Source organism: Comamonas sp. HJ-2 (genome assembly GCF_053615495.1).
The window spans coordinates 54,915-81,408 of sequence record NZ_JBSIFD010000005.1; the positions used below are offsets into that span (position 1 = coordinate 54,915).

At 61.3% G+C, this 26,494-nt stretch carries 23 protein-coding genes and 1 tRNA gene; 5 read left to right on the plus strand and 19 right to left on the minus strand.

The features are described 5' to 3' along the window. Positions 1 to 296: 296 nt before the first annotated feature. The 5 genes from ACWGXF_RS06060 to ACWGXF_RS06080 form a co-directional block, all read right to left on the minus strand. Positions 297 to 1,676, minus strand: coding sequence for a cytochrome c (locus ACWGXF_RS06060; RefSeq protein ID WP_256630734.1), 1,380 nt, complete (start codon positions 1,674 to 1,676; stop codon positions 297 to 299). A gap of 12 nt (positions 1,677 to 1,688) precedes the next feature. Further along, positions 1,689 to 3,458, minus strand: a complete 1,770-nt coding sequence (locus ACWGXF_RS06065; protein ID WP_229227194.1) for a GMC family oxidoreductase — start codon at positions 3,456 to 3,458, stop codon at positions 1,689 to 1,691. 3 nt (positions 3,459 to 3,461) lie between these two features. After that, positions 3,462 to 4,160, minus strand: a complete 699-nt coding sequence (locus ACWGXF_RS06070) for a gluconate 2-dehydrogenase subunit 3 family protein (protein WP_012838723.1) — start codon at positions 4,158 to 4,160, stop codon at positions 3,462 to 3,464. Positions 4,161 to 4,609: 449 nt separating this feature from the next. After that, positions 4,610 to 6,076 (minus strand): sensor histidine kinase, encoded by a 1,467-nt coding sequence (locus ACWGXF_RS06075; protein WP_452101767.1) that lies wholly within the window; start codon positions 6,074 to 6,076, stop codon positions 4,610 to 4,612. Then, entirely contained in the window at positions 6,073 to 6,789 is a 717-nt protein-coding gene (locus ACWGXF_RS06080; RefSeq protein WP_012838725.1) for a response regulator transcription factor, read from the minus strand. The genes ACWGXF_RS06075 and ACWGXF_RS06080 overlap by 4 nt, the downstream gene beginning before the upstream one ends. 164 nt (positions 6,790 to 6,953) lie before the next feature. Between ACWGXF_RS06080 and msrB the strand changes: the two genes are divergently transcribed. From msrB to msrA, 3 genes are read left to right on the plus strand one after another with little or no spacing between them, the layout of a single operon-like run. Then, positions 6,954 to 7,445, plus strand: coding sequence for a peptide-methionine (R)-S-oxide reductase MsrB (gene msrB, locus ACWGXF_RS06085; RefSeq protein ID WP_003067612.1), 492 nt, complete (start codon positions 6,954 to 6,956; stop codon positions 7,443 to 7,445). Positions 7,446 to 7,458: 13 nt separating this feature from the next. Beyond that, entirely contained in the window at positions 7,459 to 9,291 is a 1,833-nt protein-coding gene (locus ACWGXF_RS06090; protein WP_452101768.1) for a cytochrome c biogenesis protein DipZ, read from the plus strand. Between the two features lie 4 nt (positions 9,292 to 9,295). Next, positions 9,296 to 10,036, plus strand: coding sequence for a peptide-methionine (S)-S-oxide reductase MsrA (msrA, locus tag ACWGXF_RS06095; protein ID WP_256630737.1), 741 nt, complete (start codon positions 9,296 to 9,298; stop codon positions 10,034 to 10,036). Positions 10,037 to 10,619: 583 nt separating this feature from the next. Here msrA and ACWGXF_RS06100 read toward each other — a convergent pair. The 10 genes from ACWGXF_RS06100 to uvrB all read right to left on the minus strand — a co-directional run bounded on the left by ACWGXF_RS06100 (position 10,620) and on the right by uvrB (position 19,572). After that, a tRNA-Val gene (locus ACWGXF_RS06100) sits at positions 10,620 to 10,694 on the minus strand. A gap of 16 nt (positions 10,695 to 10,710) precedes the next feature. Then, positions 10,711 to 11,442: a DNA polymerase III subunit epsilon gene (gene dnaQ, locus ACWGXF_RS06105; protein WP_003067586.1), complete on the minus strand. Its 732-nt coding sequence runs from the start codon at positions 11,440 to 11,442 to the stop codon at positions 10,711 to 10,713. A 173-nt stretch (positions 11,443 to 11,615) separates the two neighbouring features. Then, complete coding sequence (gene fdx, locus ACWGXF_RS06110; protein ID WP_003054218.1) at positions 11,616 to 11,954, minus strand: ISC system 2Fe-2S type ferredoxin; 339 nt, start codon at positions 11,952 to 11,954, stop codon at positions 11,616 to 11,618. Positions 11,955 to 11,969: 15 nt separating this feature from the next. Then, complete coding sequence (gene hscA / locus ACWGXF_RS06115) at positions 11,970 to 13,829, minus strand: Fe-S protein assembly chaperone HscA (RefSeq protein ID WP_003067582.1); 1,860 nt, start codon at positions 13,827 to 13,829, stop codon at positions 11,970 to 11,972. A 94-nt stretch (positions 13,830 to 13,923) separates the two neighbouring features. Beyond that, positions 13,924 to 14,442: a Fe-S protein assembly co-chaperone HscB gene (gene hscB / locus ACWGXF_RS06120; protein WP_256630738.1), complete on the minus strand. Its 519-nt coding sequence runs from the start codon at positions 14,440 to 14,442 to the stop codon at positions 13,924 to 13,926. A gap of 146 nt (positions 14,443 to 14,588) precedes the next feature. Beyond that, a complete protein-coding gene (gene iscA, locus ACWGXF_RS06125) occupies positions 14,589 to 14,912 on the minus strand; it encodes an iron-sulfur cluster assembly protein IscA (protein ID WP_003054214.1) in 324 nt (107 codons plus the stop codon). 4 nt (positions 14,913 to 14,916) lie between these two features. Further along, positions 14,917 to 15,312 (minus strand): Fe-S cluster assembly scaffold IscU, encoded by a 396-nt coding sequence (iscU, locus tag ACWGXF_RS06130; protein ID WP_003054213.1) that lies wholly within the window; start codon positions 15,310 to 15,312, stop codon positions 14,917 to 14,919. A gap of 34 nt (positions 15,313 to 15,346) precedes the next feature. Continuing rightward, positions 15,347 to 16,567, minus strand: coding sequence for an IscS subfamily cysteine desulfurase (locus ACWGXF_RS06135; protein WP_039048945.1), 1,221 nt, complete (start codon positions 16,565 to 16,567; stop codon positions 15,347 to 15,349). 173 nt (positions 16,568 to 16,740) lie between these two features. Further along, on the minus strand, positions 16,741 to 17,277 hold the full coding sequence (gene iscR, locus ACWGXF_RS06140; protein ID WP_003054211.1) for a Fe-S cluster assembly transcriptional regulator IscR: 537 nt from the start codon (positions 17,275 to 17,277) through the stop codon (positions 16,741 to 16,743). 228 nt (positions 17,278 to 17,505) lie between these two features. Then, positions 17,506 to 19,572: an excinuclease ABC subunit UvrB gene (uvrB, locus tag ACWGXF_RS06145; protein WP_306164101.1), complete on the minus strand. Its 2,067-nt coding sequence runs from the start codon at positions 19,570 to 19,572 to the stop codon at positions 17,506 to 17,508. 175 nt (positions 19,573 to 19,747) lie between these two features. Here uvrB and ACWGXF_RS06150 point away from each other — a divergent pair, with 175 nt between their 5' ends. After that, complete coding sequence (locus ACWGXF_RS06150) at positions 19,748 to 20,944, plus strand: amino acid aminotransferase (protein ID WP_256630739.1); 1,197 nt, start codon at positions 19,748 to 19,750, stop codon at positions 20,942 to 20,944. A 192-nt stretch (positions 20,945 to 21,136) separates the two neighbouring features. Here the strand turns inward: ACWGXF_RS06150 and ygiD are convergent, their stop codons facing one another. Beyond that, positions 21,137 to 22,063 carry a 4,5-DOPA-extradiol-dioxygenase gene (gene ygiD / locus ACWGXF_RS06155; RefSeq protein ID WP_256631255.1) on the minus strand — a complete coding sequence of 309 codons (927 nt, stop codon included), beginning with the start codon at positions 22,061 to 22,063 and terminating at the stop codon, positions 21,137 to 21,139. A gap of 273 nt (positions 22,064 to 22,336) precedes the next feature. On the opposite strand from ygiD, the gene ACWGXF_RS06160 reads away from it, so the two are divergent. Continuing rightward, a complete protein-coding gene (locus tag ACWGXF_RS06160; RefSeq protein WP_256630740.1) occupies positions 22,337 to 23,230 on the plus strand; it encodes a CoA transferase in 894 nt (297 codons plus the stop codon). Between the two features lie 174 nt (positions 23,231 to 23,404). Here ACWGXF_RS06160 and ACWGXF_RS06165 read toward each other — a convergent pair whose 3' ends face one another. The 3 genes from ACWGXF_RS06165 to ACWGXF_RS06175 all read right to left on the minus strand — a co-directional run bounded on the left by ACWGXF_RS06165 (position 23,405) and on the right by ACWGXF_RS06175 (position 26,493). Next, a complete protein-coding gene (locus tag ACWGXF_RS06165; protein WP_045839485.1) occupies positions 23,405 to 24,427 on the minus strand; it encodes an aldo/keto reductase in 1,023 nt (340 codons plus the stop codon). Positions 24,428 to 24,573: 146 nt separating this feature from the next. Continuing rightward, positions 24,574 to 25,533 carry a Gfo/Idh/MocA family oxidoreductase gene (locus tag ACWGXF_RS06170; RefSeq protein ID WP_427773367.1) on the minus strand — a complete coding sequence of 320 codons (960 nt, stop codon included), beginning with the start codon at positions 25,531 to 25,533 and terminating at the stop codon, positions 24,574 to 24,576. Positions 25,534 to 25,623: 90 nt separating this feature from the next. Beyond that, positions 25,624 to 26,493, minus strand: a complete 870-nt coding sequence (locus ACWGXF_RS06175) for a class III extradiol dioxygenase subunit beta (protein ID WP_012838736.1) — start codon at positions 26,491 to 26,493, stop codon at positions 25,624 to 25,626. Between the last annotated feature and the right edge of the window lies 1 nt (position 26,494).

Consider the following 26,494-nt stretch of genomic DNA (forward strand, 5'->3'; position numbering starts at 1 on the left):
CAACATTTTCTGCACTGCAACATGCACACTTGAGTCCATGGCAGCACGTTTACCGACGCAGCAAAACCATTCAACATACCGCGCCGTTTACCGTCAGCATCCGGTTGGTTGATCCGCAATACGCATATGCAACAGGCCGCATCACTTAAGCACAGTGATGCGGCCTGTTGATATTTGGACTGCTCAGTCACTCCGGCAAACGACAGCGGCATGAAAAAACCCGGCCGGATTTCCATCGGGCCGGGTTTTCGGGAGCCGGCCCGGCGCACAAGGCACCTGGCGGACGTTCATGCTGTCTACAGGGCTCGCTGCGGAGCAGCATCGGCTTGCACATGCTTGCGCACCTTGCTGACCAGGCTTTCGCTCACATCCGAAGCCTGGTTGCCCCAGCCCTTGCGCAGGAAGGTGGCCAGTGCGGCCACTTCGCCGTCCGTCAGGCGGTCGGCATAGCCCTGCATCACCAGATGCATGGGACGGCGCTCCGTAGCGGGCGATGAGGTGCCCTTGAGAATCACCGACACCAGCGGGCTGGCATCCTTGCCCAGCACCATGGCATTGCCTTGCAGCTCGGGGAAGATCTCGGGAGCGCCCTTGCCGCTGACAAAGTGGCAGGCTGCGCAGTTGTCGAGATACAGACGAGCCCCCAAAGGCATGTCGGGCGCTGCGGACTTCAGCAGCTTGGCCGTGGCTTCACCAGCTTCGTCAGCCCTGGCAACCGCAGTGCTGCGAGGGCCTGGCGTGGTCACTTTTTCAGGGGCTGCATCTGCGGCTTGGCCGTCCATGGTCTTGAGGAACTTGGCCATGGCGTTCAGGTCCGCATCGGTCATGTACTGCATGGAGTGTTCGACCACCAGCGCCATTTCTCCGTTGGCCACCGCATGGGCGTTGCGGCCGGTTGCCAGATAGGCGGCCAGCTGCTCGGTGCTCCATTTCTGGGCACGCGCGTCCTTGCCGCGCAGCGCTGGAGCAGACCAGTCATCCACCATGCCGCCAGTAAGAAAACCGGAGTCGGACAGGCGGGTGCCGTTCTGCGCCATGAAGGCCGTGCGGGGGCTGTGGCAGGCTGCGCAGTGACCGGCGCCTTCGACCAGGTACTGACCGCGAATCTGCTGATCGTCACCCGCCATGGGCTTGAAGTCTGCGTCACCCGACAGCGCCAGCCAGTTCCAGGCACGGATGCCGAAGCGCATATTGAACGGGAAGCTCAGGCTGGTGGCCTGTACCTCGTTCCTGACGGGCTTCACCTCGGTCTGGAGGTAGTCGAACAGCGCGCGAATATCGCTTTCCTTCATGAAGCGATAGTTCTCGTAGGGCATGGCCGGATACAGCTGCTGGCCATGACCACCGATACCGTCCACCATCGCGGCACGGAACTGCTCCAGAGTCCAGTTGCCGATGCCGGTTTCCTTGTCCGGCGTGATGTTGGAGGACCAGATCGTGCCCATGGGGCTGTCAATGCCGCGACCGCCGGCCATGGGCTCGCCCCCCCTGGCGGTATGACAGGCCATGCAATCACCGGCGCGCATGACATATTCGCCGCGGCCGGCTTCGGCCTTCCAGTCGGCGGCCAGCGCTTCATTCGCGGGCGTGGGCTTGAAAGGGACGTAGATCAGCGCCAGCGCCGCCACAACGCCCAGAACGATCAGCGCAATCAGAATGCTGAGGATTTTCTTCATGTCTTGCTCTCCTCAGACCAGCGGACGTGGGTTTTTCAGATACATGGTGCGGATCGCATGCAGCGTCCAGTACGCCAGTCCGCCGACCATGCCGGTGGGGTTGTACTGGGTGTTCTGCACGAAGCTGCCGGCACCGAAGACGAACACGTTGTGCTTGTCCCAGGCCTGGCAGTAGCGATTGACCACGCCGTCCGTGGGCTTGTCGGACATGATGTGACCACCGGTGTTGTGCGTGGTCTGGTAGGGACGCACGTCGAACTTGGCACCGATATTCTTGAAACCCGACTGCAGCAGATCCGGTTTCAAGGCGTTGCCCACCTCCTCGGCCTTGATCTTCTGGTACTGAGTCATCCGGATGTCGTTGTCCTGCCAGTTGAAGGTCATGCGCATCAAGGGACGACCATGTGGATCCTTGTAGGTGGGGTCCAGATCCAGATGGTTGTTGCGGTAGGACATGTGCGAGCCGTGCGTGCCGATCGACATGGAATGGCCATACCACTCGCCAATGCCCTTCTTCCAGCCTGCACCCCAGCCCGGCGTGCCCTTGGGCAGCGGCATCGAACGGATGGGCTGACCATTCATGGTGCCCACGCGCCAGTAGGCGCCGCCAATGAAGCCCAGCTTGCCGAAGTCGTTCTGGTTGATGCCGTAGTCGTCGATACACATGCCGTTGGAGCCGTGACCGATGAAGGGATTGAAGTTCTCTTCCTTGAAGAACAGGGTCACGCCACCATTCATCTGGTAGGCGTAGTTCTTGCCGGTCACCCCGGTGTTGGTCTTGGGGTCGTAAGGCTTGCCGATGCCGGAGACCAGCAGCAGGTGCACGTTGTTGAGCTGATAGGACGACAGAATCACCAGGTCTGCGGGCTGGAACACTTCCTCGTTCGTGTTGGAGTCGAAGTAGGTCACGCCGGTTGCGGTCTTGCCGTCTTCCGAGCTCTCCACACGCAGCACTTCGCAGTGCGTGCGATAGGAGAAATTCTTCTTGCGCTTGAGCGCATCCAGCACCGCCGTCTGGGGCGAGGACTTGGAGTACTGGTAGCAACCAAAACGCTCGCAGAAGCCGCAGAAGTTGCAGGGAGCCATCTGCATGCCATAGGGGTTCACGTAGGACGTGGACGCAATGCCGGCGGGCGCCGGGAAGGGATGCAGGCCCATGCTCCTGGCACAGGCTTCGAACTTGCTCGCGTCGTAGGTCGATGGCAGAGCAGGCATGGGATACTCTTTCGAGCGCCAGCCTTCAAACGGATTGCCGCCGGCCTGGATCTGGCCCTTGATATTGCCGGCCTTGCCCGAGACGCCGGCCACTTCGTCAAACCGGGTGAAGAAAGGCTCCAGCTCGTCGTAACTGACGGGGTAATCCATCAGGTTCATGCCTTCCGGAATGATGGACTCGCCCCATTTTTCCCTCACATAGCTGCGCAGCTTGATTTCCTCGGGCTGAGGGCGCCACAGCAAGCCATTCCAGTGCGTGCCGGCACCGCCCACGCCATTCGCAGGCAGGAAGGACCCCATCGAACGATAAGGCAAAGCGATTTCGCTGTCGTCGCGGCGCACCGTCACCGTCGCCTGACGGGGATGCTGCATATTCTTCAGGCGCACGCCATAGGTCAGCTCGTCGATCTGATTGGGGTACTTGAATTCAGGCACCGTGTTCTGGTCGCCGCCGCGCTCCAGCGCGACGATTTCCAGGCCCTCAGCGGCCAATTCCATGCCGGCGATGGAGCCTGTCCAACCGAGGCCAACAATGACCACGTCTTTTTTCTTTTCAATGCGTGCCATGACTCAAGCCCTTTCGCCCTTGATGGATACCGGTCCCAGCGGGTACTTCACGTTGTGCTGATCGACCCATTCGGCATAGCTGGCGCGGGCGCCAGGGAAGCCGATGTATTTCCAGGACTGCATGCCGTGGTTGCCGCCATGCAAGGGGTCGGCGAAATAGCCTTCCTTGGTATTGGCCAGCAAGGTGGTAAAGAAAAAGCTCAGTTCAGGGTCTAGCTTGATCTCGCCCTTTTGCAACGCGGTCAGAGCTTCGTCCTGCTGCTCTGCGGCAAGATTTTTGAACTGCTTGCCAAAGCGCTCCGTGCAAGCTGCATTGAAAGCGGGAATGGCCTTGCGATAGAGCTGCGCAGGGTTCAGAGGCGATTGCCAGCCGCGATCGGGCGTGGCGGCCGGGTCGTGCGGGCCTTCCATGTACCAGATCTCGGCATTGCCGTAGTAGCCCTTGAGCTGGCGATCGATGAACACCGGCACATGAGCTTCAATCGCTCCAGGTCCATCCCCTTCGGACGGGATCAGGCGAGCTGTTGCCGCCAGAACAAAAGCCCACTCGTCCGCATTGAAGTACTCGGGCTTGTATGCATCCAGTTTGAGCGCAGGCTCTTTGGAGTTGGCACGCATTGCCACGGCCGTTCCAGCCAGTGCGACGCCAGCACCGGAGGCGAACAGAAAGGATCTGCGGCTTGGTGGGGAAAAGTTGGACATTGTGCGATTCCTACATCGTGTGAACCTCGGCCATGCACAGCCAGTTGCGCGATGACCGAATGTTCAGGTTTTTTGAATCAGCGGTGGGTTTGGGGTCAGGCAGGAAGAAGCACACACCCAAAGAAAATGCCCGCAAAGCGGGCACTCGTACGCAGAGTCAGAGCCTTTTTCAAGCCGGCCCATACCGCCTTAACAATTTGATAATAGTTGCGCTGACAAGTATCTGTGCCGGGCAAGCAACTTGCCTGCCAGCAGGTCGTGGTTTTTCATTGGAGTGCACAACTGGGGTTTTCACTTAGATATAAGACATAAGACTGCCTACCTACTACTCTGCGGCCCAAGACGCTGCCAGGCAGTGATGCCAGACTCAAGACGATGGAGAAGCCCAGACTCGCCCTTCACTGCTTACACGACCAAAAGAGGGAAGGTGACGGCGCACTTTGTCGACACTAAGCTGGAGTCCGTGGCAATGAAAACCGGAACGTGGTGCCCTGTCCGCCACTCTCGACAAGATGAATGGAGACTCCATGCAGCTCCAGCATCTGATGCACGATTCTCAGGCCCAGGCCACCGTCACGGCGGGCACCACCTACGGTAAATGGACGCCTGAACAGGCCTTCGCGCAACTCTGGCGGGATGCCCGGGCCGGAGTCACTGATCGTCACCTCCAGCTCTTGGCCCACTGCTCTTACGGCGATCCTGATCGCCCCGCCTTCGGGGGTATAGCGCAAGGCGTTATCCAGCAGATTGCTCAGGACGCGCTCTATCATTCCCAGATCCGCACGAACTGCCGGAAGTTGAGGAGCAAGGTCCGCCTGCAGGGCAATATGACGCGACTCTGCCGCAAGCTCGAACTTCTGGAAAACGTCCTGCACCAGATCAACCAGAGAGAATGATTCGAGCTCCGGTTGCACAAAGCCGTATTCCAGTCTGGCCAGCTCGAACAGGCTTTGGGACAGGGCCCCTACTCTTCGACTCTGGTCGAGCGCAATGCCAAGGTAGCGCCTGCGCTCTGCAGGCTCCAGGCTTGCATCCTTCAGAAGCAAAGTCTCCAGATACCCATGCAAGGATGACAGCGGTGTGCGCAGATCGTGGGAAATATTCGCGATCAATTCCCTGCGCTCCTGATCCTGCCGCGTGAGAGCTTCCCATTGCTCGCTGATGCGCAGCACCATCTGCCGATAGGCAGCGTCCAGCACTGCAATCTCGTCACGGCTGTGATTGGCCACATCCGGGGAGCGTTCCGGCATCTCGGAAGGTGCGCCATGCATGTCAAACTGCCGAACCGACTCGGTCAGGCGCCGCAAGGGACGCGTGATCAAGGTGAAGGCGACAAGGCCCGCAGCGAGACAGAGCAGCCCGACCATGCCAATCGACAGCAGTGCCGTCTTCAACACCGCATCTGCCGAGCCTCTGGCAGCAAGAAGATCATGGGCCTCACCAAGCAGCACCACATAGATGAAGCCGACTTGCCGCCCGTTCACGCTCAAAGGGGCCGCACTGAAGACCTTGCGGCCATCGCGGCTGCGCGGATCATCGCCCAGAATCGGCAGCATCTGTCCATCGATGAATCGATGAACCGGCTCAAGATCGACCCGGTCGCGACGCAAACGCCCCTCGGGTGCCGCGTGGCCGGCGATGCGGCCGTCGGGCTCCAGCAGATAGACCTCCACACTCGGGTTCACCATCATCAGCTGGTTGAAAAGATTTCGCACCGCGTTAGGCATCAAGCCATTCGCATCGGTCAGCTGAGCATCGCGGGCAATACTCTCGGCGACATCGCGCGACAAGGCCTGCACCACTTCCAGCTCATGCATGCGGTTGGAGCGAAGCTGCAGCCAGGCCGAGGTACCGCTGCAGACCAGTAGCAACACGGCAAACACGATCGCCAGCCGCTGGGTCAGAGTCAGGTTCATTCGCCCTCTCCAGTCTCAGCGAACTTGTAGCCGCGCCCCCAAACCGTGAGGATCCGCGTCGGCTGTGCAGGATTGAGCTCCACCTTGGCGCGAAGCCGGTTGATATGGGTGTTGACGGTGTGCTCGTAGCCCTCGTGCTGATAGCCCCATACCGCATTGAGCAGGTCCATGCGCGAGAACACCTTGCCCGACTGGCGGGCAAAGAAATACAGAAGATCGAACTCGCGCGGCGTGAGATCGAGACGACGCCCGCTCAGGCTGGCCTCCCGCGCCACCGGGTCCATGACCAGCCCATTGACCGACAGGCTGCCGGATTCCAGGCGCGCACTCTGAGCCAGAGCATCGACCCGGCGCAGCAGAGCCTTCACCCGTGCCACGAGCTCCAGAACGGAAAACGGCTTGGCCAGATAGTCGTCCGCGCCGATCTCCAGCCCCAGAATGCGATGCACCTCACTGGAGCGGGCACTGATGATGATGATCGGCGTGTAGCGGGTCATGGCACGCGCACGCCTGCATATCTCCAAGCCGTCCACGCCAGGCAACATCAGATCCAGCACCAGCGCATCCCAGCCACCGCGCTCCAGATGCGCGAGGCCGTCGTCGCCGCGGGCGCAATGCACGACCTCCAGCCCCTCGTCCCGAAGGTGGAGCGAAAGCAGATCGGCGATGTGGGCATCGTCCTCGACCAGCAGAATGCGACGGACGTTAGTCATGGGTAATCAGGTCTCCGGGAGGGACGGTCGATGCAGAACCGCGTACTTTCATATTGTGCTCAAACTGCTCGCGGGGAGTTATCACGTTTTTTTTAACTTTGCGTGAGGACTTCGGGATCGCCACTCCATAAGCTCAATGTCATCGAACCCAGAAAGCCGATGCCATGACCACCCGACGCCATATGCTGCTGGGCGCAGCAGCCTCCGCTGCAGCGCTTGCCACCGGAATCTTCCAGCGCCACGCGACTGCAGCGACAGAGACCTTCGAAGTCAGCTATACCGACGCCCAGTGGCGTGCACGGCTCAGCCCTCAGCAATATGCGGTGCTGCGCCAGGAAGCGACGGAGCCGCCCGGCAGCAGCCCGCTCAACAAGGAGCATCGTCCTGGAACATTTTCCTGCGCAGGCTGTTCCTTGCCCTTGTTTGCCTCCTCCACCAAGTTCGACAGCGGCACCGGCTGGCCCAGCTTCTGGAAGCCGCTGGACAACGCCGTCGCCACCCGCAAGGACCGAAGCTACGGCATGGTGCGTGTCGAAGCGCACTGCCGGCGCTGTGGCGGCCATCTCGGCCATGTCTTCGAAGACGGGCCGCCTCCCACAGGTCTGCGCTATTGCATGAACGGCCTGGCCTTGGCTTTCACGCCCAGGCCGGCCTGAGGAGAAACAGGCCATGCTGCTGATCGTCCTTGCCTATCTGGGTGGTGTGCTGACCATCGTCAGTCCCTGCATCCTGCCCGTGCTGCCTTTTGTGTTCTCTCGCGCGAACCAGCCCTTTGTGCGCAACGGCCTGCCGTTGCTGGCAGGCATGGCATTGACCTTTGCGATCGTTGCCTCTCTCGCCGCCGTCGGCGGCGGCTGGGTGGTGGCTGCCAATCAGTATGGCCGCTGGCTGGCACTGGCTCTGGTGGCCGTTTTCGGGCTGACACTGCTGCTACCGCATCTGTCGGAGAGGCTGACCCGCCCATTGGTGACTGCCGGATCGCGCCTGTCCGAGTCGGTGCAGCAAGACGGTACACCGAAGATGGCTTCCTCGGTGTTGCTGGGAATCGCAACAGGGCTGCTATGGGCTCCATGTGCCGGGCCCATCCTGGGACTGATATTGACCGGTGCCGCCCTGCTGGGCGCCAACACCACCTCGACCCTGCTACTTCTGGCCTATGCCGCCGGGGCTGCGACTTCCATGGCTGCGGCTTTGCTGCTCGGCGGACGGGTATTTGCCGCGCTCAAGCGTTCGCTGGGTGCCGGTGAATGGGTACGTCGCGGCCTCGGTGCAGCCATGCTCGCGGGCGTGGCCGCCATCGCCCTGGGGATCGATACCGGCGTGCTGGCTCGACTGTCAACGGCATCCACCGGCGGCCTGGAGCAGAAACTGGTCGAGCGCCTGAACCAGCCTCATGGAGAAGACCCCAAGACCATGCGCGGCAATCCGGGCACGATGATGCGGGGAGCATCCCAGGCACCCGCTGAGGGAGCCGCCATGATGTCTGCAGGAGCCGCAATGCGCATGAGCGGACCATCGAATAAAGCCCTTGCACTGCCCGATGAAGGCATCGCACCATCGCTGGGCGGGGCAACCCAATGGCTCAACTCCAAGCCTCTGAGCGGGCAAGACCTGCGTGGCAAGGTGGTGCTGGTGGATTTCTGGACCTACTCCTGCATCAACTGCCTGCGCACCCTTCCCTATGTGAAGGCATGGGCAGAAAAATACCGTGATCAAGGTCTGATCGTGGTCGGTGTGCACGCCCCCGAGTTTGCTTTTGAGCGCGACATAGGCAACGTGAGCAAGGCCATGAAAGACCTGGGCATCAACTATCCGGTGGCCGTTGACAACCAGTATGCAATCTGGCGCGCATTCAAGAACCAGTATTGGCCTGCTCACTACTTCATCGATGCCACGGGACGCATCCGCCACCATCACTTTGGCGAAGGCGGCTACGCCGAGTCGGAGCGGGTGATACAACAGCTTCTCCAAGAGGCGGGCAGCTCCCAGTCAACCATGGGCCTGACGGAGGTAGATGCCGGGGGCGTTCAACTGGCCGCCAACATGGATGAGGTCGCGTCCCCCGAAACCTATCTGGGTTATGAGCGTGCCGAGAACTTTCTCTCCACGCCCAAAGCCGTTCCCGACAGGACGGCAACGTATCGGGAACCGGAACGGCCCAGGCTGAACACCTGGGGCCTTGCCGGGCAATGGATGGTTGGAGCGGAAAGCGCCTTGCTGACCGGTCCATCAGGCAGCATCGTCTACCGGTTCAAGGCACGTGATCTGCACCTGGTGCTGAGCCCCGGCCCTGACGGAAAGCCCGTGCGCTTCAAAGTCCGCATTGACGGCAAACCACCCGGCACCGCCCACGGCGTGGACGTGGCCGCCGACGGCAGCGGCACTGTCACCGGCCAGCGGCTTTACCAACTGGTGCGCCAATCCGGAGTCATTACCGAGCACACCTTCAGCATCGAGTTCCTGGACAGCGGCGTTTCCGCCTATGCCTTCACTTTCGGATAGCCATATGAACACACGCATCATCTCAGGGGCCGCCTTGAATCGGCGCGGCCTGCTCCAGACACTGGCCGGCAGCATCGTTTTGCTGGGCGGCGGACTGCTCTGGCAACCAATGGCCTTCTCGGCCGAAGAAGCGGTTCGCCTTCCTGCCCCTGTCCTGGACCTCCCGGCCACCGGACCGTCCTCGCAACGTGCAATCTTTGCCGGCGGCTGCTTCTGGGGAGTACAAGGCGTATTCCAGCACGTCAAGGGCGTGCAACGCGCGGTCTCCGGCTATAGCGGAGGTGCTGCATCCACCGCCTCCTACGAGCTGGTCAGCCGCGGCAACACCGGCCATGCAGAATCGGTCGAGATCACCTTCGATCCGACCCAGGTGAGCTATGGAAAGCTGCTGCAGATATTTTTCTCTGTCGTCCACGATCCCACCCAGCTCAACCGACAGGGTCCGGACACAGGAACGCAGTATCGCTCGGCAATCTTCACGACCAGCCCGGCCCAGCTCAAGACAGCGCAGGCTTACGTCGCGCAGCTCGATGCAGCGCGCCTGTATCCCAAACCCATAGTCACCCGCCTCGAGGACAAGGCCAGCTTCTATCCGGCCGAGCTCTACCACCAGGACTTCATGACCGAAAACCCGCGCCACCCCTATATCGTCTTCAACGATATTCCCAAGGTGAACAGCCTCAAGCGCCTCTTCCCCGACAGCTACCGCAGCGAACCGGTTCTGGTAAAGAAAACGCGCCCATAGCGACTCCATCTCAGCGATGCTGCGGCAGAGCAGCAATTGTCGGCGCAGCTGATGGCCTGCTGCACGCCCTGACGATCCTGCCGCATCACGGAAGCCCTATGAGTACCATCCTGCCCATCGGCTTCGGTCATGTCCGGCACCACCGCCAGCAGCCTGTGCAGCATGTCTTCGCTCCCCACTCTCCCTCCTCATGCAGCCACCGCTCAGCCAGCGCACGCAGCAGGACGAAGTACTCAGGCACAGCCGGCGCGGCTGGATCAGCGTCCACGATTACCACCACGGCAAGGTCGGGGCCAATGCGCTGGCCTGGCTAGAACAACTTCCGCACGGCGAAGTCTGGTTGCACGCCTTCCGCGCGGTCATCCAAGAATCATCAGGACTGAGCCCGCTGCGCGCCTCAGGCCAGGCAGATTGCAGCATATGCCTCGCCCCTTCGCCTGCCTGGCACAGGCCTTCCTCCGGCCGGAAGGGCTGCTGCCACGCCGTCCACTTCAAGCTGTAAAGCCTGCGCCAACGGGAGGTACGCAGTACGCACACAAACAAAAAAACCTCTTAGATCAATGACCTAAGAGGTTTTTGTATTTGGTGGGTGATACATGGATCGAACATGTGACCCCTGCCGTGTGAAGGCAGTGCTCTACCGCTGAGCTAATCACCCGATAGGCGTGATTATATCAAGGATTGGCGCTCACATTTTCAAAGTTACGCCAGGCAGTCTTGCCACCGCTGGATTTATCCATCTGCTTGAGCACATCGTCGTGGGATTGCTGCTCCTGCTCATTGGCGCGCAGCACTGGCAACTTGAAGCTGCTCAGGTCCACCGAGGGAACGACAATCGCTCCAGCCGCCGGAGCATCAGCCGGCTCCTCGGTCATGAGCAAGGCATCTTGCCCACGCGTGAGATTGATGTAGACATCCGCCAGCAGCTCCGCATCCAGCAAAGCGCCGTGCAGCGTGCGATTGGAATTGTCGACACCCAGGCGATCGCAGAGCGAGTCCAGCGAGTTGCGCTTGCCCGGATACATCTCCTTGGCCATGACCAGGGTGTCGAGGACTCCGCCCACACACTGCTTGAGTGGCGGGCGCTTGGCCAGTTTGAGCTCGTTGTTCAGAAAGCCCAGGTCGAACGGCGCATTGTGGATGATGAGCTCTGCACCCTGCAGATACTCCCAGATCTCGTCGATCTTTTCCTCAAAGCGCGGCTTGTCCTTGAGGAACTCCGTGGTGATGCCGTGCACGCGCAAGGCATCTGGATGGCTGTCCCGACCCGCATTGAAGTACAGATGCAGATTGTTGCCGGTGAGCTTGCGATTGACCAGCTCCACGCAGCCCAGCTCGATCAGACGATCGCCATCGATGGCCGACAGGCCGGTCGTTTCCGTATCCAGAACAATTTGGCGCGACATTCAATTTCTCCCAATTACCTGCGGCGCTCACATCGCCCAACAATTTCTAAAACAAGCGCGCACCAAAGCCAGGACACCGAGGAAGCGCCGCCGCGCACCGAGGGTGTCGTCCCCCTCCCCTAGCGCGAAGCGCGTAGAGAGAGGGGGAAGGCGCAAAGCGCCTCAGGGGGTGCTCAGTGATTTTCCTTAGCGTGGTTGATGGAGTACTTGGGGATCTCCACCGTCACATTCTCGCGCGCCAGAATCGCCTGGCAGGACAGGCGCGACTGAGGCTGCAGACCCCAGGCCTTGTCGAGCAGGTCTTCTTCCTCTTCCTCCGCCTCGTTCAGGGAGTTGAAGCCCTCCTTGACGATGACATGGCAGGTCGTGCAGGCGCAGCTCATATCACAGGCATGCTCGATATTGATGCCGTTGTCCAGCATGGCTTCACAGATCGAAGTGCCAACGGGAGCTTCGATTTCCGTGCCATTGGGGCAGTACTCGGCGTGAGGAAGAATTTTGATGATGGGCATTGTTCTGTTTATGAATTAAATAGTGTTGACACTCTTGCCAGCCAGCGCCTGCTGGATGCTGCGATTCATGCGTTCGGCCGCAAACGACTCGGTTCCCTTGGCCAGGGCCTGTGTTGCGCCCTCCACGACGGCCGGATCATCGCTGGCGACGGCCGCGCGTAGCGCTGTCATCAGGCCGTCGATGCTGTCGCGCTGCTCGGCGCTGAGCACATCCCCATCCACGTCCAGCGCGCTCTGCGTGGCCAGCAGCATGCGATCGGCATCCACGCGGGCCTCGACCAGGGCGCGGGCTTTCATGTCTTCCTGGGCCGTGGCAAAACCGTCCTGCAGCATCTGGGCGATCTGGTCGTCGGAAATGCCGTAGGAAGGCTTGACATTGATATGCGCTTCGACGCCGCTGGTCTGCTCCTTGGCGCTGACGGACAGCAGGCCGTCGGCATCGACCGTGAAGGTCACACGGATGCGCGCCGCACCGGCAGCCATGGGCGGAATGCCGCGCAACTCGAAACGCGCCAGGCTGCGGCAGTCCGCCACCAGATCGCGCTCGCCTTGCACCACGTGAATGGCCAGAGCGGTCTGGCCGTCCTTGTAGGTCGTGAAATCCTGCGCACGAGCCGTGGGAATGGTCTCGTTGCGCGTGATGATGCGCTCGGACAGGCCGCCCATGGTTTCCACACCCAGCGACAGCGGAATCACGTCCAGCAGCAGCAGGTCGCCGGCGGTATTGTTGCCGGCCAGCTGATTGGCCTGAATGGCAGCGCCCAAGGCCACCACTTCGTCAGGGTTGAGATTGGTCAGCGGCTCGCTGCCGAAGAAGTCGGCCACGGCCTGGCGAATCTGGGGCATGCGGGTGGAGCCGCCGACCATGACCACGCCCTGCACCTCATCGCGGCCCAGGTCTGCATCCTTGAGCGCTCGGCGCACGGCCGCAAGGCTCTTGCTGGTTAAGTGAGCAGTCAGCGCAATGAATTCCTCACGCTTGACATCAAAAGACACTGAACCCGAGGAAATATCAGCGGTAAACGCTACAACTTCTGATTCAGTCAGGGCCTGCTTGCAATGGCGCGCGGCAATACGCCAGGCGGTCTTGTCTGCTGCCGACTCCAGCTGCGTGCCGGTCTTTTCCGCCACCCAGGCCGCCAGCGCGTCATCGTAGTCATCGCCGCCCAATGCCGAGTCACCACCTGTGGCGATCACTTCGAACACACCCTGTGCAAGACGCAGCACCGAGATATCGAAAGTGCCGCCACCCAGATCGTAGACGGCGTAGACGCCCTCTGCTGCGTTGTCCAGGCCGTAGGCAATGGCTGCTGCCGTGGGTTCGTTGATCAGGCGCAGCAAGTTGATGCCTGCCAGCTTGGCTGCATCCTTGGTGGCCTGGCGCTGAGCATCGTCAAAGTACGCAGGCACGGTGATGACTGCACCATAGAGATCGTTGTCGAACGTGTCTTCGGCACGGAAGCGCAAGGTCGCCAGAATTTCGGCACTGATTTCCACGGCCGTCTTGGCGCCGTCCACGGTTTCGACGGAGATGACGCTGCTGTCATCGGTCTTGAAGCGATAAGGCAGCTTCTCGGGCGATTCGATATCGGCCAGGCTTCGCCCCATGAAGCGCTTGGCCGAGCTGATGGTGTTGGCAGCATCCTGCGCCTGCGCGGCCTTGGCATCGAAGCCGATCTGTCGGCGGCCCATTTCCATGTAACGCACCACCGATGGCAGCAGCACACGCCCCTGATCGTCGGGCAGGCATTCGGCCACGCCGTTGCGCACTGCAGCGACCAGAGAATGCGTGGTGCCCAGGTCGATACCTACAGCAATGCGTCGCTGGTGGGGATCGGGGGATTGGCCGGGCTCGGAAATCTGCAAAAGCGCCATGAAATTCTTCTTTTGAAACGTCAGAGGCCAGCGTGGCTGGCCCGCTCAAGGTGGATACGCTGCGTGCCTAGGGCACAGCGCGTTGCTCTGGCTCTTATTGTCCCAGTTGATCGCGACGGCGATCCACATCTTGCGCAAATCGCGCAACAAACATGAGGGTTCTCACCTGCTGCACGGCAGCGGCGGCATCGCCAGCCTCGTCCAGCAAACGACCGCATTCGGCAAGCATCTGTTTCTTGGCGGCGAGCATCTCGGCCTCCAGAGCATCGAGCTCCTGCTCGCTGGCAGCGTCTTCCAGCGCTTCGCGCCACTCCATCTGCTGCATCAGGAATGCCGCAGGCATGGCCGTGTTGTCTTCCGCCCGCACCGGAGCGCCGGCCAGCTCACACAGATAGGCCGCACGCTTGAGCGGGTCCTTGAGGCGCTGATAGGCCTCGTTGATGCGCACCGACCATTGCATGGCCACGCGCTGCGCCGCTGCGCCCTGGGCGGCAAAGCGGTCGGGATGTGCTTCACGCTGCAGCTCTTTCCAGCGTGCGTCGATCTGGCTGCGCTCCTGCGCAAACTTGCGCGGCAGGCCAAACAATTCAAAGTCGTCAGATTGCAGATTCATGGCATTAAAAAACCGCCTGCAGCAGCGCTGAGGCGGTTCCGTTCTTACGCTTGGGCGCTCACACGCCAGGGACACCGAGCAAGAGCCGCCTCGCAGCGAAGGTGTCGTCCCCTTGGGGGAAAGGCGCGAAGCGACTCAGGGAGAAATCAAATCCTGAAGCTCTCGCCACAACCGCAGCGATCACGCTCGTTGGGGTTGTGGAACTTGAAGCCCTCGTTCAGGCCTTCACGCACAAAATCCAGTTCCGTGCCATCGATATAGGCTAGGCTCTTGGGGTCGATCAGCACCTTGATGCCGTGGTCTTCAAACACCACGTCATCGGGCTGGACTTCGTCCACATACTCCAGCTTGTAGGCCAAGCCGGAACAGCCCGTGGTCTTCACGCCGAGGCGCACGCCAATCCCCTTGCCGCGACGCGAAAGATAGCGGTTCACATGACGGGCAGCCGCCTCGGTCATTGAGATGGCCATGGCCTTAGGCTTCCGTCGCCGTGCGCTTTGCGCGGTAGTCGTTCACAGCAGCCTTGATGGCGTCTTCAGCCAGGATGGAGCAGTGAACCTTGACCGGTGGCAGCGCCAGTTCTTCGGCGATCTGGCTGTTCTTCAGGGCGGCAGCCTCATCCAGCGTCTTGCCTTTGACCCATTCGGTCACCAGCGAAGACGAGGCGATGGCAGAGCCGCAGCCATAAGTCTTGAAGCGTGCATCTTCGATCACGCCAGTGGCAGGATTGACCTTGATCTGCAGCTTCATCACGTCGCCGCAAGCGGGCGCACCCACCATACCCGTGCCCACGGAGTCATCGCTCTTGTCGAACGAGCCCACGTTGCGGGGGTTTTCATAGTGGTCAACAACTTTTTCGGAGTAAGCCATGGTGTCTACCTCTTGAACTCTTTGTAATCTATGCTTAGTGTGCAGCCCATTGAATAGTGCTGAGGTCGATGCCGTCTTTGTACATCTCCCACAGAGGGCTCAGCTCGCGCAGCTTCAGCACGTTTTCGCGGATCGACTTGATCGCGTAGTCAATTTCCTCTTCCGTCGTGAAGCGACCAAAGGTCATGCGCAAGGAGCTGTGTGCCAGCTCATCGCTGCGACCCAGGGCACGCAGCACATAGCTGGGCTCCAGGCTGGCGGATGTGCAGGCGGAACCCGAGGACACGGCCAGACCCTTGATGCCCATGATCAGCGACTCGCCTTCGACGAAGTTGAAGCTCATGTTCAGGTAATGGGGAACACCGTTGTCCATATCGCCGTTCACGAACACCTGCTCCAGATCCTTCAGACCATCGAGCAGACGCTGGCGCAGTGCACGTGCGTGCTCCATATCCTTGGCCATCTCTTCCTTGGCGATGCGGAAGGCTTCGCCCATGCCCACGATCTGGTGGGTTGCCAGCGTGCCGGAACGCATGCCGCGTTCATGACCGCCGCCGTGCATCTGAGCTTCCAGGCGCACGCGCGGCTTGCGGCGCACGTACAGCGCACCGATGCCCTTGGGGCCGTAGGTCTTGTGCGAAGCCAGGCTCATCAGGTCGATGGGCATGGTCTGCATGTTCAGATCCATCTTGCCCGAAGCCTGAGCGGCGTCGACGTGGAAGATGATGCCCTTCTCACGGCACAGAGCGCCAATGGTGTTCAGATCCTGAACCACACCGATCTCGTTGTTCACGGCCATCACGCTGGCGAGGATGGTGTCGGGACGGATCGCGGCCTTGAACACTTCGATGTCCAGCAGACCGTTTTCCTGCACATCCAGATAGCTGACTTCAAAGCCCTGGCGCTCCAGTTCACGCATGGTGTCCAGCACGGCCTTGTGCTCGGTCTTCACGGTGATCAGGTGCTTGCCCTTGCCCTGGTAGAAATGCGCTGCACCCTTGATGGCCAGGTTGTCGGACTCGGTCGCACCGCTGGTCCAGACGATTTCACGCGGGTCGGCGCCAATCAGATCGGCGACCTGCTTGCGGGCCTTCTCGACGGCTTCTTCGGCTTCCCAGCCCCAGGCATGGCTGCGCGATGCGGCATTGCCAAAATGTTCACGCAGCCAGGGAATCATGGCGTCCGCCACGCGGGGGTCCACCGGAGTGGTTGCACCGTAGTCGAGATAAATGGGAAAGTGCGGGGTCATGTCCATGACTGGCTCGTCTTGTTTTTGGCTGACAAATCGTGAGGAATCGATGCACCTTGTGGTGCCATCAGGGCGAAGAAACATGCCGCACAGCCATGCATGCATCCAGGCCCTGACTATCGGAGTCGGGCTTCATGCCGATCTGGTTGCCGCCCGAGCACTGCTCAAGCGGCCCCGGATCAGGATTTCGCGAAGGCGTTACCCAGGGCGAACACCGAGTTCGGTGCGTTCACACGGATGGGCTTGACCACGGGTGCTGTGGAGATGGCGCGGCGCACCACGGGCTTGTCCTCGATCTGGATGCCCTTGGCCAGTTGCTCGTCCACCAGCTTTTGCAGAGTGACGGAGTCCAGGAATTCCACCATGCGCTGATTCAGTGCAGCCCACAGCTCATGGGTCATGCAGCGGCCCGCTTCGCCCAGACAGTTTTCCTTGCCACCGCACTGGGTCGCATCAATAGGTTCATCCACCGAGACGATGATGTCAGCCACGGTGATGTCCGTTGCCTTACGGGCCAGGGTGTAGCCGCCGCCGGGGCCACGGGTGGATTCCACCAGTTCGTGGCGACGCAGCTTGCCAAACAACTGTTCCAGATAGGACAGCGAAATCTGCTGACGCTGGCTGATGGCAGCCAGGGTCACAGGGCCATTGTTCTGGCGCAGTGCCAGGTCGATCATCGCGGTGACCGCAAAGCGGCCTTTGGTCGTAAGACGCATACGAGCTCCTTCAATCAGGATTGTTCGTTACAGAAACGCACGCCCGGTCACAGTACCTAGACGAGCACAGTCTCCGCCCTTACTCCGTCCTGTGATTAGGTTCAGAGCCCTTCTGTGAGGGAAGTTTGTTGTTGAGTGTTTGAGGCGAGTATATCACATTCCCCATCAATTTTGTCGGGTAACAGCGTGCACTCACGTAATAACCCCGAGATTTGCGAAGAAATATTCCTACGGCGCCGCCCCGAACAATTGTTGTTTGAGAAGCGAAAGCTGGTCTCGCACACGCGCTGCCTGCTCGAATTCCAGGTTCCTGGCGTGCTCCAGCATTTGCTTCTCCAGACGCTTGATCTCCTTGGCGATGTCTTTCTCCGACATATCCTCGACACGTGCCTGTTGTAGAGCCTGCTCCTGCAGACGTTCGGCCTCTTTGCCGCTTTTTTCGCTGTAGACGCCATCAATCAGGTCTTTCACCCTCTTGACAATCTGTTTTGGCACGATTCCGTTGGCTTCATTGAAAGCCATCTGTTTTTCGCGGCGTCTTTCGGTTTCGCCGATGGCTTTCTTCATGGACTCCGTGATGCGGTCCGCGTACAGAATCGCCTTGCCGTTGACGTTGCGCGCCGCACGACCTATGGTCTGGATCAGGCTGCGTTCGGCACGCAGAAAGCCCTCCTTGTCGGCATCCAGAATCGCCACCAGCGAGACCTCGGGAATATCCAGGCCTTCGCGCAGCAGGTTGATGCCGACCAGCACATCGAAGGCTCCCAGACGCAGGTCGCGGATGATTTCCACGCGCTCCACCGTATCCACGTCGGAGTGCAGATAGCGCACCTTCACGCCGTTGTCGGTCAGGTATTCGGTCAGCTGCTCGGCCATGCGCTTGGTCAGCGTGGTGATGAGCACGCGCTCCTCCAGCTCCACGCGCTGGCGGATCTCCTGCAGCACATCGTCGACCTGGTGAATGGCCGGCCGCACTTCGATCTCGGGATCGACCAGGCCCGTGGGGCGCACCACCTGCTCCACCACCTGCCCGGCATGAATCTTTTCATATTCGGCGGGCGTGGCCGAGACAAACACCACCTGGCGCATGCGCTGCTCGAACTCCTCGAACTTGAGCGGCCGGTTGTCCAGCGCCGACGGCAGGCGGAAGCCATATTCCACCAGCGTGGTCTTGCGCGCCCGGTCGCCGTTGTACATGGCGTTGAGCTGGCCGATCATCTGATGGCTCTCGTCGAGGAACATGATGGCGTCGCGCGGCAGATAGTCGGTCAGCGTGCTGGGCGGATCGCCGGGCTTGGAGGCCGAGAGATGGCGCGTGTAGTTCTCGATGCCCTTGCAGTGCCCCACTTCGCTGAGCATTTCCAGATCGAAGCGCGTGCGCTGCTCCAGGCGCTGCGCCTCCACCAGCTTGCCCATGCCCACGAGCTGCTTGAGGCGCTCAGCCAGCTCTTCCTTGATGGTCTCCACGGCCGCCAGCACCTTGTCGCGCGGCGTCACATAGTGGCTGCTGGGATAGATGGTGAAGCGCGGAATGTTCTGGCGCACCCGGCCCGTGAGCGGATCGAACAGCTGCAGGCTCTCGACCTCGTCGTCGAACAGCTCGATGCGCACGGCCAGCTCAGAATGCTCGGCCGGGAACACATCGATGGTGTCGCCGCGCACGCGGAAGGTGCCGCGCGAGAAATCCTGGTCGTTGCGCTGGTACTGCATGCGGATCAGCTGCGCGATCGCGTCGCGCTGGTTGAGCGTGTCGCCCGCACGCAGCGTCATGATCATGCGGTGGTAGCTCTCGGGCTCGCCGATGCCGTAGATGGCCGAGACCGTGGCCACGATCACCACGTCGCGGCGCTCCATGATGCTCTTGGTGCAGGACAGGCGCATCTGCTCGATGTGCTCGTTGATGGCGCTGTCCTTTTCGATGAACAGGTCGCGCTGGGGCACATAGGCTTCGGGCTGGTAGTAGTCGTAGTAGCTGACGAAGTACTCGACCGCGTTTTTCGGGAAAAACTCCCTGAACTCCGAGTACAGCTGTGCCGCCAGCGTCTTGTTGGGCGCAAACACGATGGCGGGCTTGCCCAGACGCGCGATCACGTTGGCCATGGTGAAGGTCTTGCCCGAACCGGTCACGCCCAGCAGCGTCTGGAAAGACTCGCCGTCATTGACGCCTTCGACCAGTTTTTCGATGGCCGCAGGCTGATCGCCCGCCGGTGGATAGGGCTGGAACAGCTCGAACGGCGAGTCCGGGTATTGCACGAAACGGCCTTGCGGCTCGGCAGTCATATTTTGTTCTTGCATGATCTCATGTCCATGACGCATAGGGTAAGCGCGGAGTAGAATGGCAGCCCAACCCTCAAGCCTAACCTAGGCTGATGCGTTTTTTCGAGCACCGGGCGATGCCCTGCCCGTCTAACGCGCTCGGAGCAGTAGCTGGGGGTGACCTGACTTATTTCCATCCCTCAAGGATTTTTTCATGTCTCTGTTTACCGCCGTCGAAATGGCCCCCCGCGACCCCATCCTGGGTCTGAACGAGCAATTCAACGCTGACTCCAACCCCAACAAAGTGAACCTGGGCGTGGGCGTGTACTTCGACGACAACGGCAAGCTGCCCCTGCTGGAGTGCGTGCAGGCCGCCGAGAAGGCCATGATGGAAAAGCCCACCGCCCGCGGCTATCTGCCCATCGACGGTATTGCCGCCTATGACAACGGCGTCAAGGCCCTGGTGTTCGGTGCCGAGTCCGACGTGGTCAAGTCCGGCCGCGTTGCTACCGTGCAGGCCATCGGCGGCACCGGCGGCCTGAAGATCGGCGCCGACTTCCTCAAGAAGCTCAACCCCAACGCCAAGGTCCTGATCTCCAACCCCAGCTGGGAAAACCACAAGGCCATCTTCACCAACGCTGGTTTTGAAGTCGGCACCTACGCTTACTACGATGCAGCGACCCGCTCCATCGACTTCGCCGGCATGCTGGCCGACCTGAACGCTGCCGCCGCCGGCACCGTGGTCGTGCTGCACGCCTGCTGCCACAACCCCACCGGCTACGACATCACCGCCGCTCAGTGGGATGAAGTGATCGCCGTCGTCAAGGCCAAGGGCCTGGTCGCCTTCCTGGACATGGCCTACCAGGGCTTTGGCCACGGCATCGCCGAAGACGGCGCCGTGATCGGCAAGTTCGTGGCTGCCGGCCTGAACATCTTTGTCTCGACTTCCTTCTCCAAGAGCTTCAGCCTGTATGGCGAGCGCGTGGGCGCCCTGTCCGTGGTGGCCTCCGACAAGGAAGAAGCCGCTCGCGTGCTGTCGCAGCTGAAGATCGTCATCCGCACCAACTACTCTAACCCTCCCACACATGGCGGCGCCGTGGTGGCAGCCGTGCTGAACAACCCCGAGCTGCACGCCCTGTGGGAAAAGGAGCTGGGCGAGATGCGCGTGCGCATCAAGGCCATGCGCCAGAAGCTGGTTGACGGCCTGAAGGCTGCCGGCGTGCAGCAAGACATGTCCTTCATCACCACCCAGATCGGCATGTTCTCGTACTCCGGCCTGTCCAAGGACCAGATGGTGCGCCTGCGCTCCGAGTTCGGCGTGTACGGCACCGACACCGGCCGCATGTGCGTGGCTGCGCTGAACAGCAAGAACATCGACTATGTCTGCAAGGCCATCGCCGCTGTGATCTAAGCTCACGATTCAGGGCCTGGTCCCTGAAGGCAAAAGAGCAACGGACTTTTAATCCGTTGCTCTTTTTTTTATGGCTGTTTCATTGCCTGTTCAATATTTTGATAGCTACTAGCGCATCATCCATATTGTTTTCAGGCATAAAAGCATCTGAAAACTTTATATAACAAGCGCAACAAGCTATCAAAATCTTGATCAGGCGCTCAATCCCCAGATGGCCGAGCGCATGGACAGCGCCGCATACTGGTAGGCCGTGTTGAACACGCGCGGCGCTTCGCCCTCCTGCACGGCACCCGCCGCATACAGCAGGGGCAGATAGTGGTCGTGCGTGGGATGGGCCAGACGGGCCTGCGGACCCCAGTCCAGGAAGGTGCTCAGATCCGCCAGATTGCCGCTGTCCAGCCGCTGCTGCACTTCGGTGTCGAACTGTATCGTCCAGTCATAGGCCTGATTGTCGCTGGCACCGCGCTGCATGGCGCGCAGGTTGTGCACGATATTGCCGCTGCCCACGATCAGCACGCCGCGGTCGCGCAGCGCGCGCAGCTGGCGGCCCATCTCGAAATGCTTTTCGGGCGCCAGACCATAGGGCATGCTCAGCTGCATGACGGGAATGCTGGCCTCGGGGAACATGGGCAGCAGCACCGACCAGGTGCCGTGATCAAAACCCCATTTCTGATCCACCAGCAGGGCTGACCCGTCCAGCGGCGAATGCAGCTCGGCCGCCAGCTGTCTGGCCACCTCGGGCGCGCCGGGCGCCGGATATTGCTGGTCGAACAGCTCTTGCGGAAAGCCGCCGAAGTCATGAATCGTGCGCGGCTGGGCCATACCGGTCAGCGCCCAGTCGGACTCGGTCAGCCAGTGGGCCGAAACGCAGAGAATCAGCTGCGGCGCAATGCCCTTGGCCGTCAGCTCCTGGCCCAGCGCCTTCCAGCTCTGGCGCCAGTGCGTGTCCTCGATCACATTCATGGGACTGCCGTGACCCAGAAACATCACCGGCATGCGCGGCGAAGGCTTGAGCTGCTGCAGCAGTTGCTCGGGCAACAAGGAAGAAGAAGTGGAGTTCATGGAAAAAGCCTTCCAGCCCCCGCCGGCGGCCAGCACAAAGGCTGCGCCCAGGGACAAAAGCGTACGTCTACGCATCTCGGTCAATCGAACACGCCCCTAGGGGCGCTTTTTTACAGATAGGGCAAGCTTGCCACAGCGCAACAGAGCACGAAAGCACCGCCACCGCAACAGACTGTCCTGAAAGTGCCAGGGTCAGGGCCCGGCTTGCACTACAACAGCAGTTGCACAAGCACGACTCACCAAACAGGCTCAGGCAAGGGCTTCGCTTCAAGGAAAGCATCCTGATGCCACCCTGGCTTGCACAAGTCCAGACAAGGAATACTCCCACTCATGCCCAGCACCGCCATTCAACCCCTGCAAGGAATTCGCATACTCAGCCTGGCTCTGAACCTGCCCGGCCCCGCCGCACTGTGGCGCTGCGCCGGCATGGGAGCCGATTGCCGCAAGCTCGAGCCTCTGGCCCCCGGCGCAAGCCGCAGCGCCGACCCCATGGACCTCTACTGCCCCGATGCCTACGCGCAGATGCATGACAAGGTGCAGACCCTGCAGGCCGATCTCAAGACCGCCGAAGGCCAGGCCAGTCTGCATGCGCAACTGGCGCAAACCGATGTGCTGCTGACCTCGTTCCGGCCCTCGGCCCTGAGCAAGCTGGGCCTGGGCTGGGAAGCCCTGCAGCAGCGCTACCCCGGGCTGTCGCTGGTGCGCGTGGTCGGCAGCGCAGGCGAGCTGGCCGATGTCCCCGGCCACGATCTCACCTATCAGGCCGAAGCGGGCCTCGTGCACAGCACGGCCCTGCCCCCCAGCCTGTTTGCCGATATGGCGGGGGCGCTGATGGCCAGCGAAGCCGTGCTCCAGGCCGTGCTCGTCAGCAGCCGCAGCGGGCGCGGCATACTGCGCGAGGTCGGCCTGGCCCAGGCGGCGCAGTGGCTGGCCCTGCCCTGGCACTGGGGCCTGACCCAGCCCGCAGGCGATGTCGGCGGCGCCCATGCGGGCTACCGCATCTATCCCTGTGCCGACGGCATCGTGGCCGTGGCCGCGCTGGAGCCTCACTTTGCCCAGCGCCTGTGCGAAGCGGCGGACCTGCCCTTCGGCCACCCAACCGATATGCGCAAGCCCGAGATCCATCAGGGCGTAGCCCGGTTTCTGGCCGCCCGCAGCTGCACGCAACTGATGCAGCTGGCACAGGAGAAGGATATTCCCCTGCACGCCCTGCCCCAAACCTGAAGCCAACCAGAACCTGTTTACGCTCCCCCTCCGCGCTAGGGCTTTCGCGGAATGGGATGCCAGGGGGCGGCCCCCCGCGCGCGATACCGCAGCAATAGTGGTGCTATTGCGAGGATTTGCGCGGCCGGCGAGGCAACGCCACATACCGCCCCTGACCGGGCGTCCGCAAAGGCACTAGCCTGGGCGTTTTTCAAAGGCGTATTTCTCGGTATCCACCTCGCCCTGGCCTTGCAGCGCATAGCGGTCGCCCGCAATGGCTTCGGGCTTGAAGATGTCATCAAGCTCGGCCAGCAGCTCGGCGTCGAGCTTGACGCTGCCGCCGCGAATGTCTTCGTGCAGATGCTCCACGCTGGTGGTGCCGGGCAAGGCGATCACATGCTCGCCCTGGTGCAGCACCCAGGCGATGGCCAGCTCGGCCAGCGTGCAGCCGGCTTTTTCCGCCACGGCCTGCATGGGCGCCAGCAGGCGCAGGTTCTGCGCATAGGCCTCGCCGGCAAAACGCGGCATGGTGGCGCGGATATCGCCCTTGACCAGGTTGTCCACCTGCTGCAGCTTGCCGCTGAAGAAGGCGCGGCCCATGGGACTGAAAGCCACATAGGCAATGCCCAGCTCCTTGCAGGCGGCGAGCGTGCCCAGCTCCGCATTGCGCGACCACAGCGAATATTCGCTTTGCAGCGCGGCAATCGGGTGCTCCTTGTGCGCGCGGCGCAGCGCATCGACGCCCACTTCCGACAGACCCAGAGCGCGAACCTTGCCCTCTTCCTTCAGGCGTGCCATCTCGCCCACCGACTCTTCGATGGGCACGTTCCTGTCCCAGCGATGCAGATAGTAGAGATCGATCACATCGGTGCCCAGGCGCTTGAGACTGTCTTCGCAGTTCTGGCGCAGGGTTTTGGGACGACCGTCGATGACGCGACGCATCACGCCGTCTTCGCCGCGCACGCCCGCCATGCCGCATTTGCTGGCCAGGGTGATGTGGTTGCGATGGGGCTTGAGCACGGGTCCGATCAGCGATTCGCTGGCGCCAAAGCCATAGAGCGCGGCAGTGTCGAACAACGTGACGCCCGCGTCCAGTGCCGCATGCAGCACGGCGTGCGATTGCTCGGTAGAGACGGGGTTGCCGTAGGCATGGCAGAAATTCATGCAGCCCAGCGCGACATTGGCGACGCTGAATGGGCCTAGTGGTCGGTTTTGCACGGATGCTCCTTGAGGATGGCAAAGTTAAGGCATTTATAGCCTATAGCCCATATGAACAGAGCGTTTAAAGCTATAAATTTCAAAGCAAAAACAGCAAAGGCCGGAGCATGCCCCGGCCTTTGTCTGTCTCAATCGATCACCGGGACTTATTCGGCGTTGAGTTGCTGCTCCAGATCGTGCAAGACCTTGTAGCAGTTGAACACCTGCTGCACGCTGGAGTTGGGTTCGCGGCCTTCGCGGATGGCGGCGAAGAATTCGCGGTCCTGCAGCTCGATGCCGTTCATGGACACGTCAACCTGAGACACGTCGATCTTTTCTTCCTTGCCGTTGAACAGATCGTCGTAACGGGCCAGGTAGGTGCCGGTGTCGCCGATGTAGCGGAAGAAGGTGCCCAGAGGACCGTCATTGTTGAACGACAGGCTCAGCGTGCAGATCGCGCCGTTGGCGGCCTTGAGCTGGATGCTCATGTCCATGGCGATGCCCAGATCCTTGTGAATCGGGCCTTGCACGGCGTTGGCCTTGACGATGGGGCTGCCGGCCTGGTAGGCGAACAGGTCCACGGTGTGGGCGGCATGGTGCCACAGCAGGTGGTCGGTCCAGCTGCGAGCCTGCCCCAGCGCGTTCATATTGGTGCGGCGGAAAAAGTAGGTTTGCACATCCATCTGCTGGATGTTGAACTCGCCGGCTGCTATCTTCTTGTGCACCCACTGGTGGCTGGGGTTGAAGCGGCGGGTATGACCCACCATGGCCACCAGACCGGTCTGCTTTTGCAGCTCGGCCACTTCCTGGGCGTCCTTCAGGGCATCGGCCAGAGGGATCTCGACCTGCACATGCTTGCCGGCCTTCATGCAGGCAATGGCCTGTTCGGCGTGCATCTGCGTGGGCGTGCACAGGATCACGGCATCGACTTCGGGCAGCGCCAGGCTTTCGGCCAGATCGGTTGCCACATGCTTGATGCCGTATTTATCGGCCACTTCCTTGGTCTGGTCAAAACGGCGACCGACCAGGGAGACGACTTCCACGCCGTCGATGTTCTTGATGCCGTCCAGGTGCTTGATGCCGAAGGCACCTGCGCCAGCCAGCGCTACTTTGATGGTCTTGCTCATGATTGGGATCTCCGTAGAGCCGCCTCAAGGAGGCGAAGCCCCCCCCACAGGGGGCAGTGAATACGCGAAGCAGCGAACGTGGTGAAACGTTTACTGATTCTCGAGGATCAGATGGCCCACTGCGGTGTTCGATGCGGGCACATGGTAGAAGCGGTGCGCCACCTTGGGCAGCGGTGCGGGGCCGTCCACATCGGACATGGCGCCGCGCGCGATCAGCCACATCACCAGCTCGATGCCTTCCGAGCCGGCTTCGCGCACATAGTCGATATGCGGCATCTGCGCCAGACCGTGGGGGTTCTCGATCAGCAGATCCAGGAACTGGTTGTCCCATTCCTTGTTGATCAGGCCCGCGCGCGCGCCCTGCAGCTGGTGGCTCATGCCGCCCGTGCCCCAGATATGGACGTTGATGTCCTGGTCGTAGCTCTCCACGGCCTTGCGGATGGCGCGGCCCAGGTTGAAGCAGCGCTGGCCGGTGGGCACGGGATACTGCACCACGTTCACGGCGAAGGGGATCACCGGGCAGGGCCAGGAGCCGGTCTTGGGGTCCTGCTCGCCGCACATCAGCGACAGCGGCACCGTGAGGCCGTGGTCCACGTCCATCTTGTTGACGATGGTCAGGTCGAAGTCCTGCTGGATCACGGACTGGGCAATGTGGCTGGCCAGATCGGGATGGCCGACCACCTTGGGCACGGGGCGCGGGCCCCAGCCTTCGTCGGCGGGCTGGAATTCCGCAGCCGTGCCGATGGCGAAGGTGGGAATGCAGTCCAGGCTGAAGGCCGTGGCGTGGTCGTTGTAGACCAGGAAGATCACATCGGGCTTGTTGTCCTTCATCCACTGGCGCGAGAAGTCATAGCCCTTGAACAGGGGCGCCCAATAGGCTTCCTGGGTCTTGCCCATGTCCATGGCGGCGCCGATGGCTGGCACGTGCGAGGTGAAAACGGATGCGGTGATGCGTGCCATG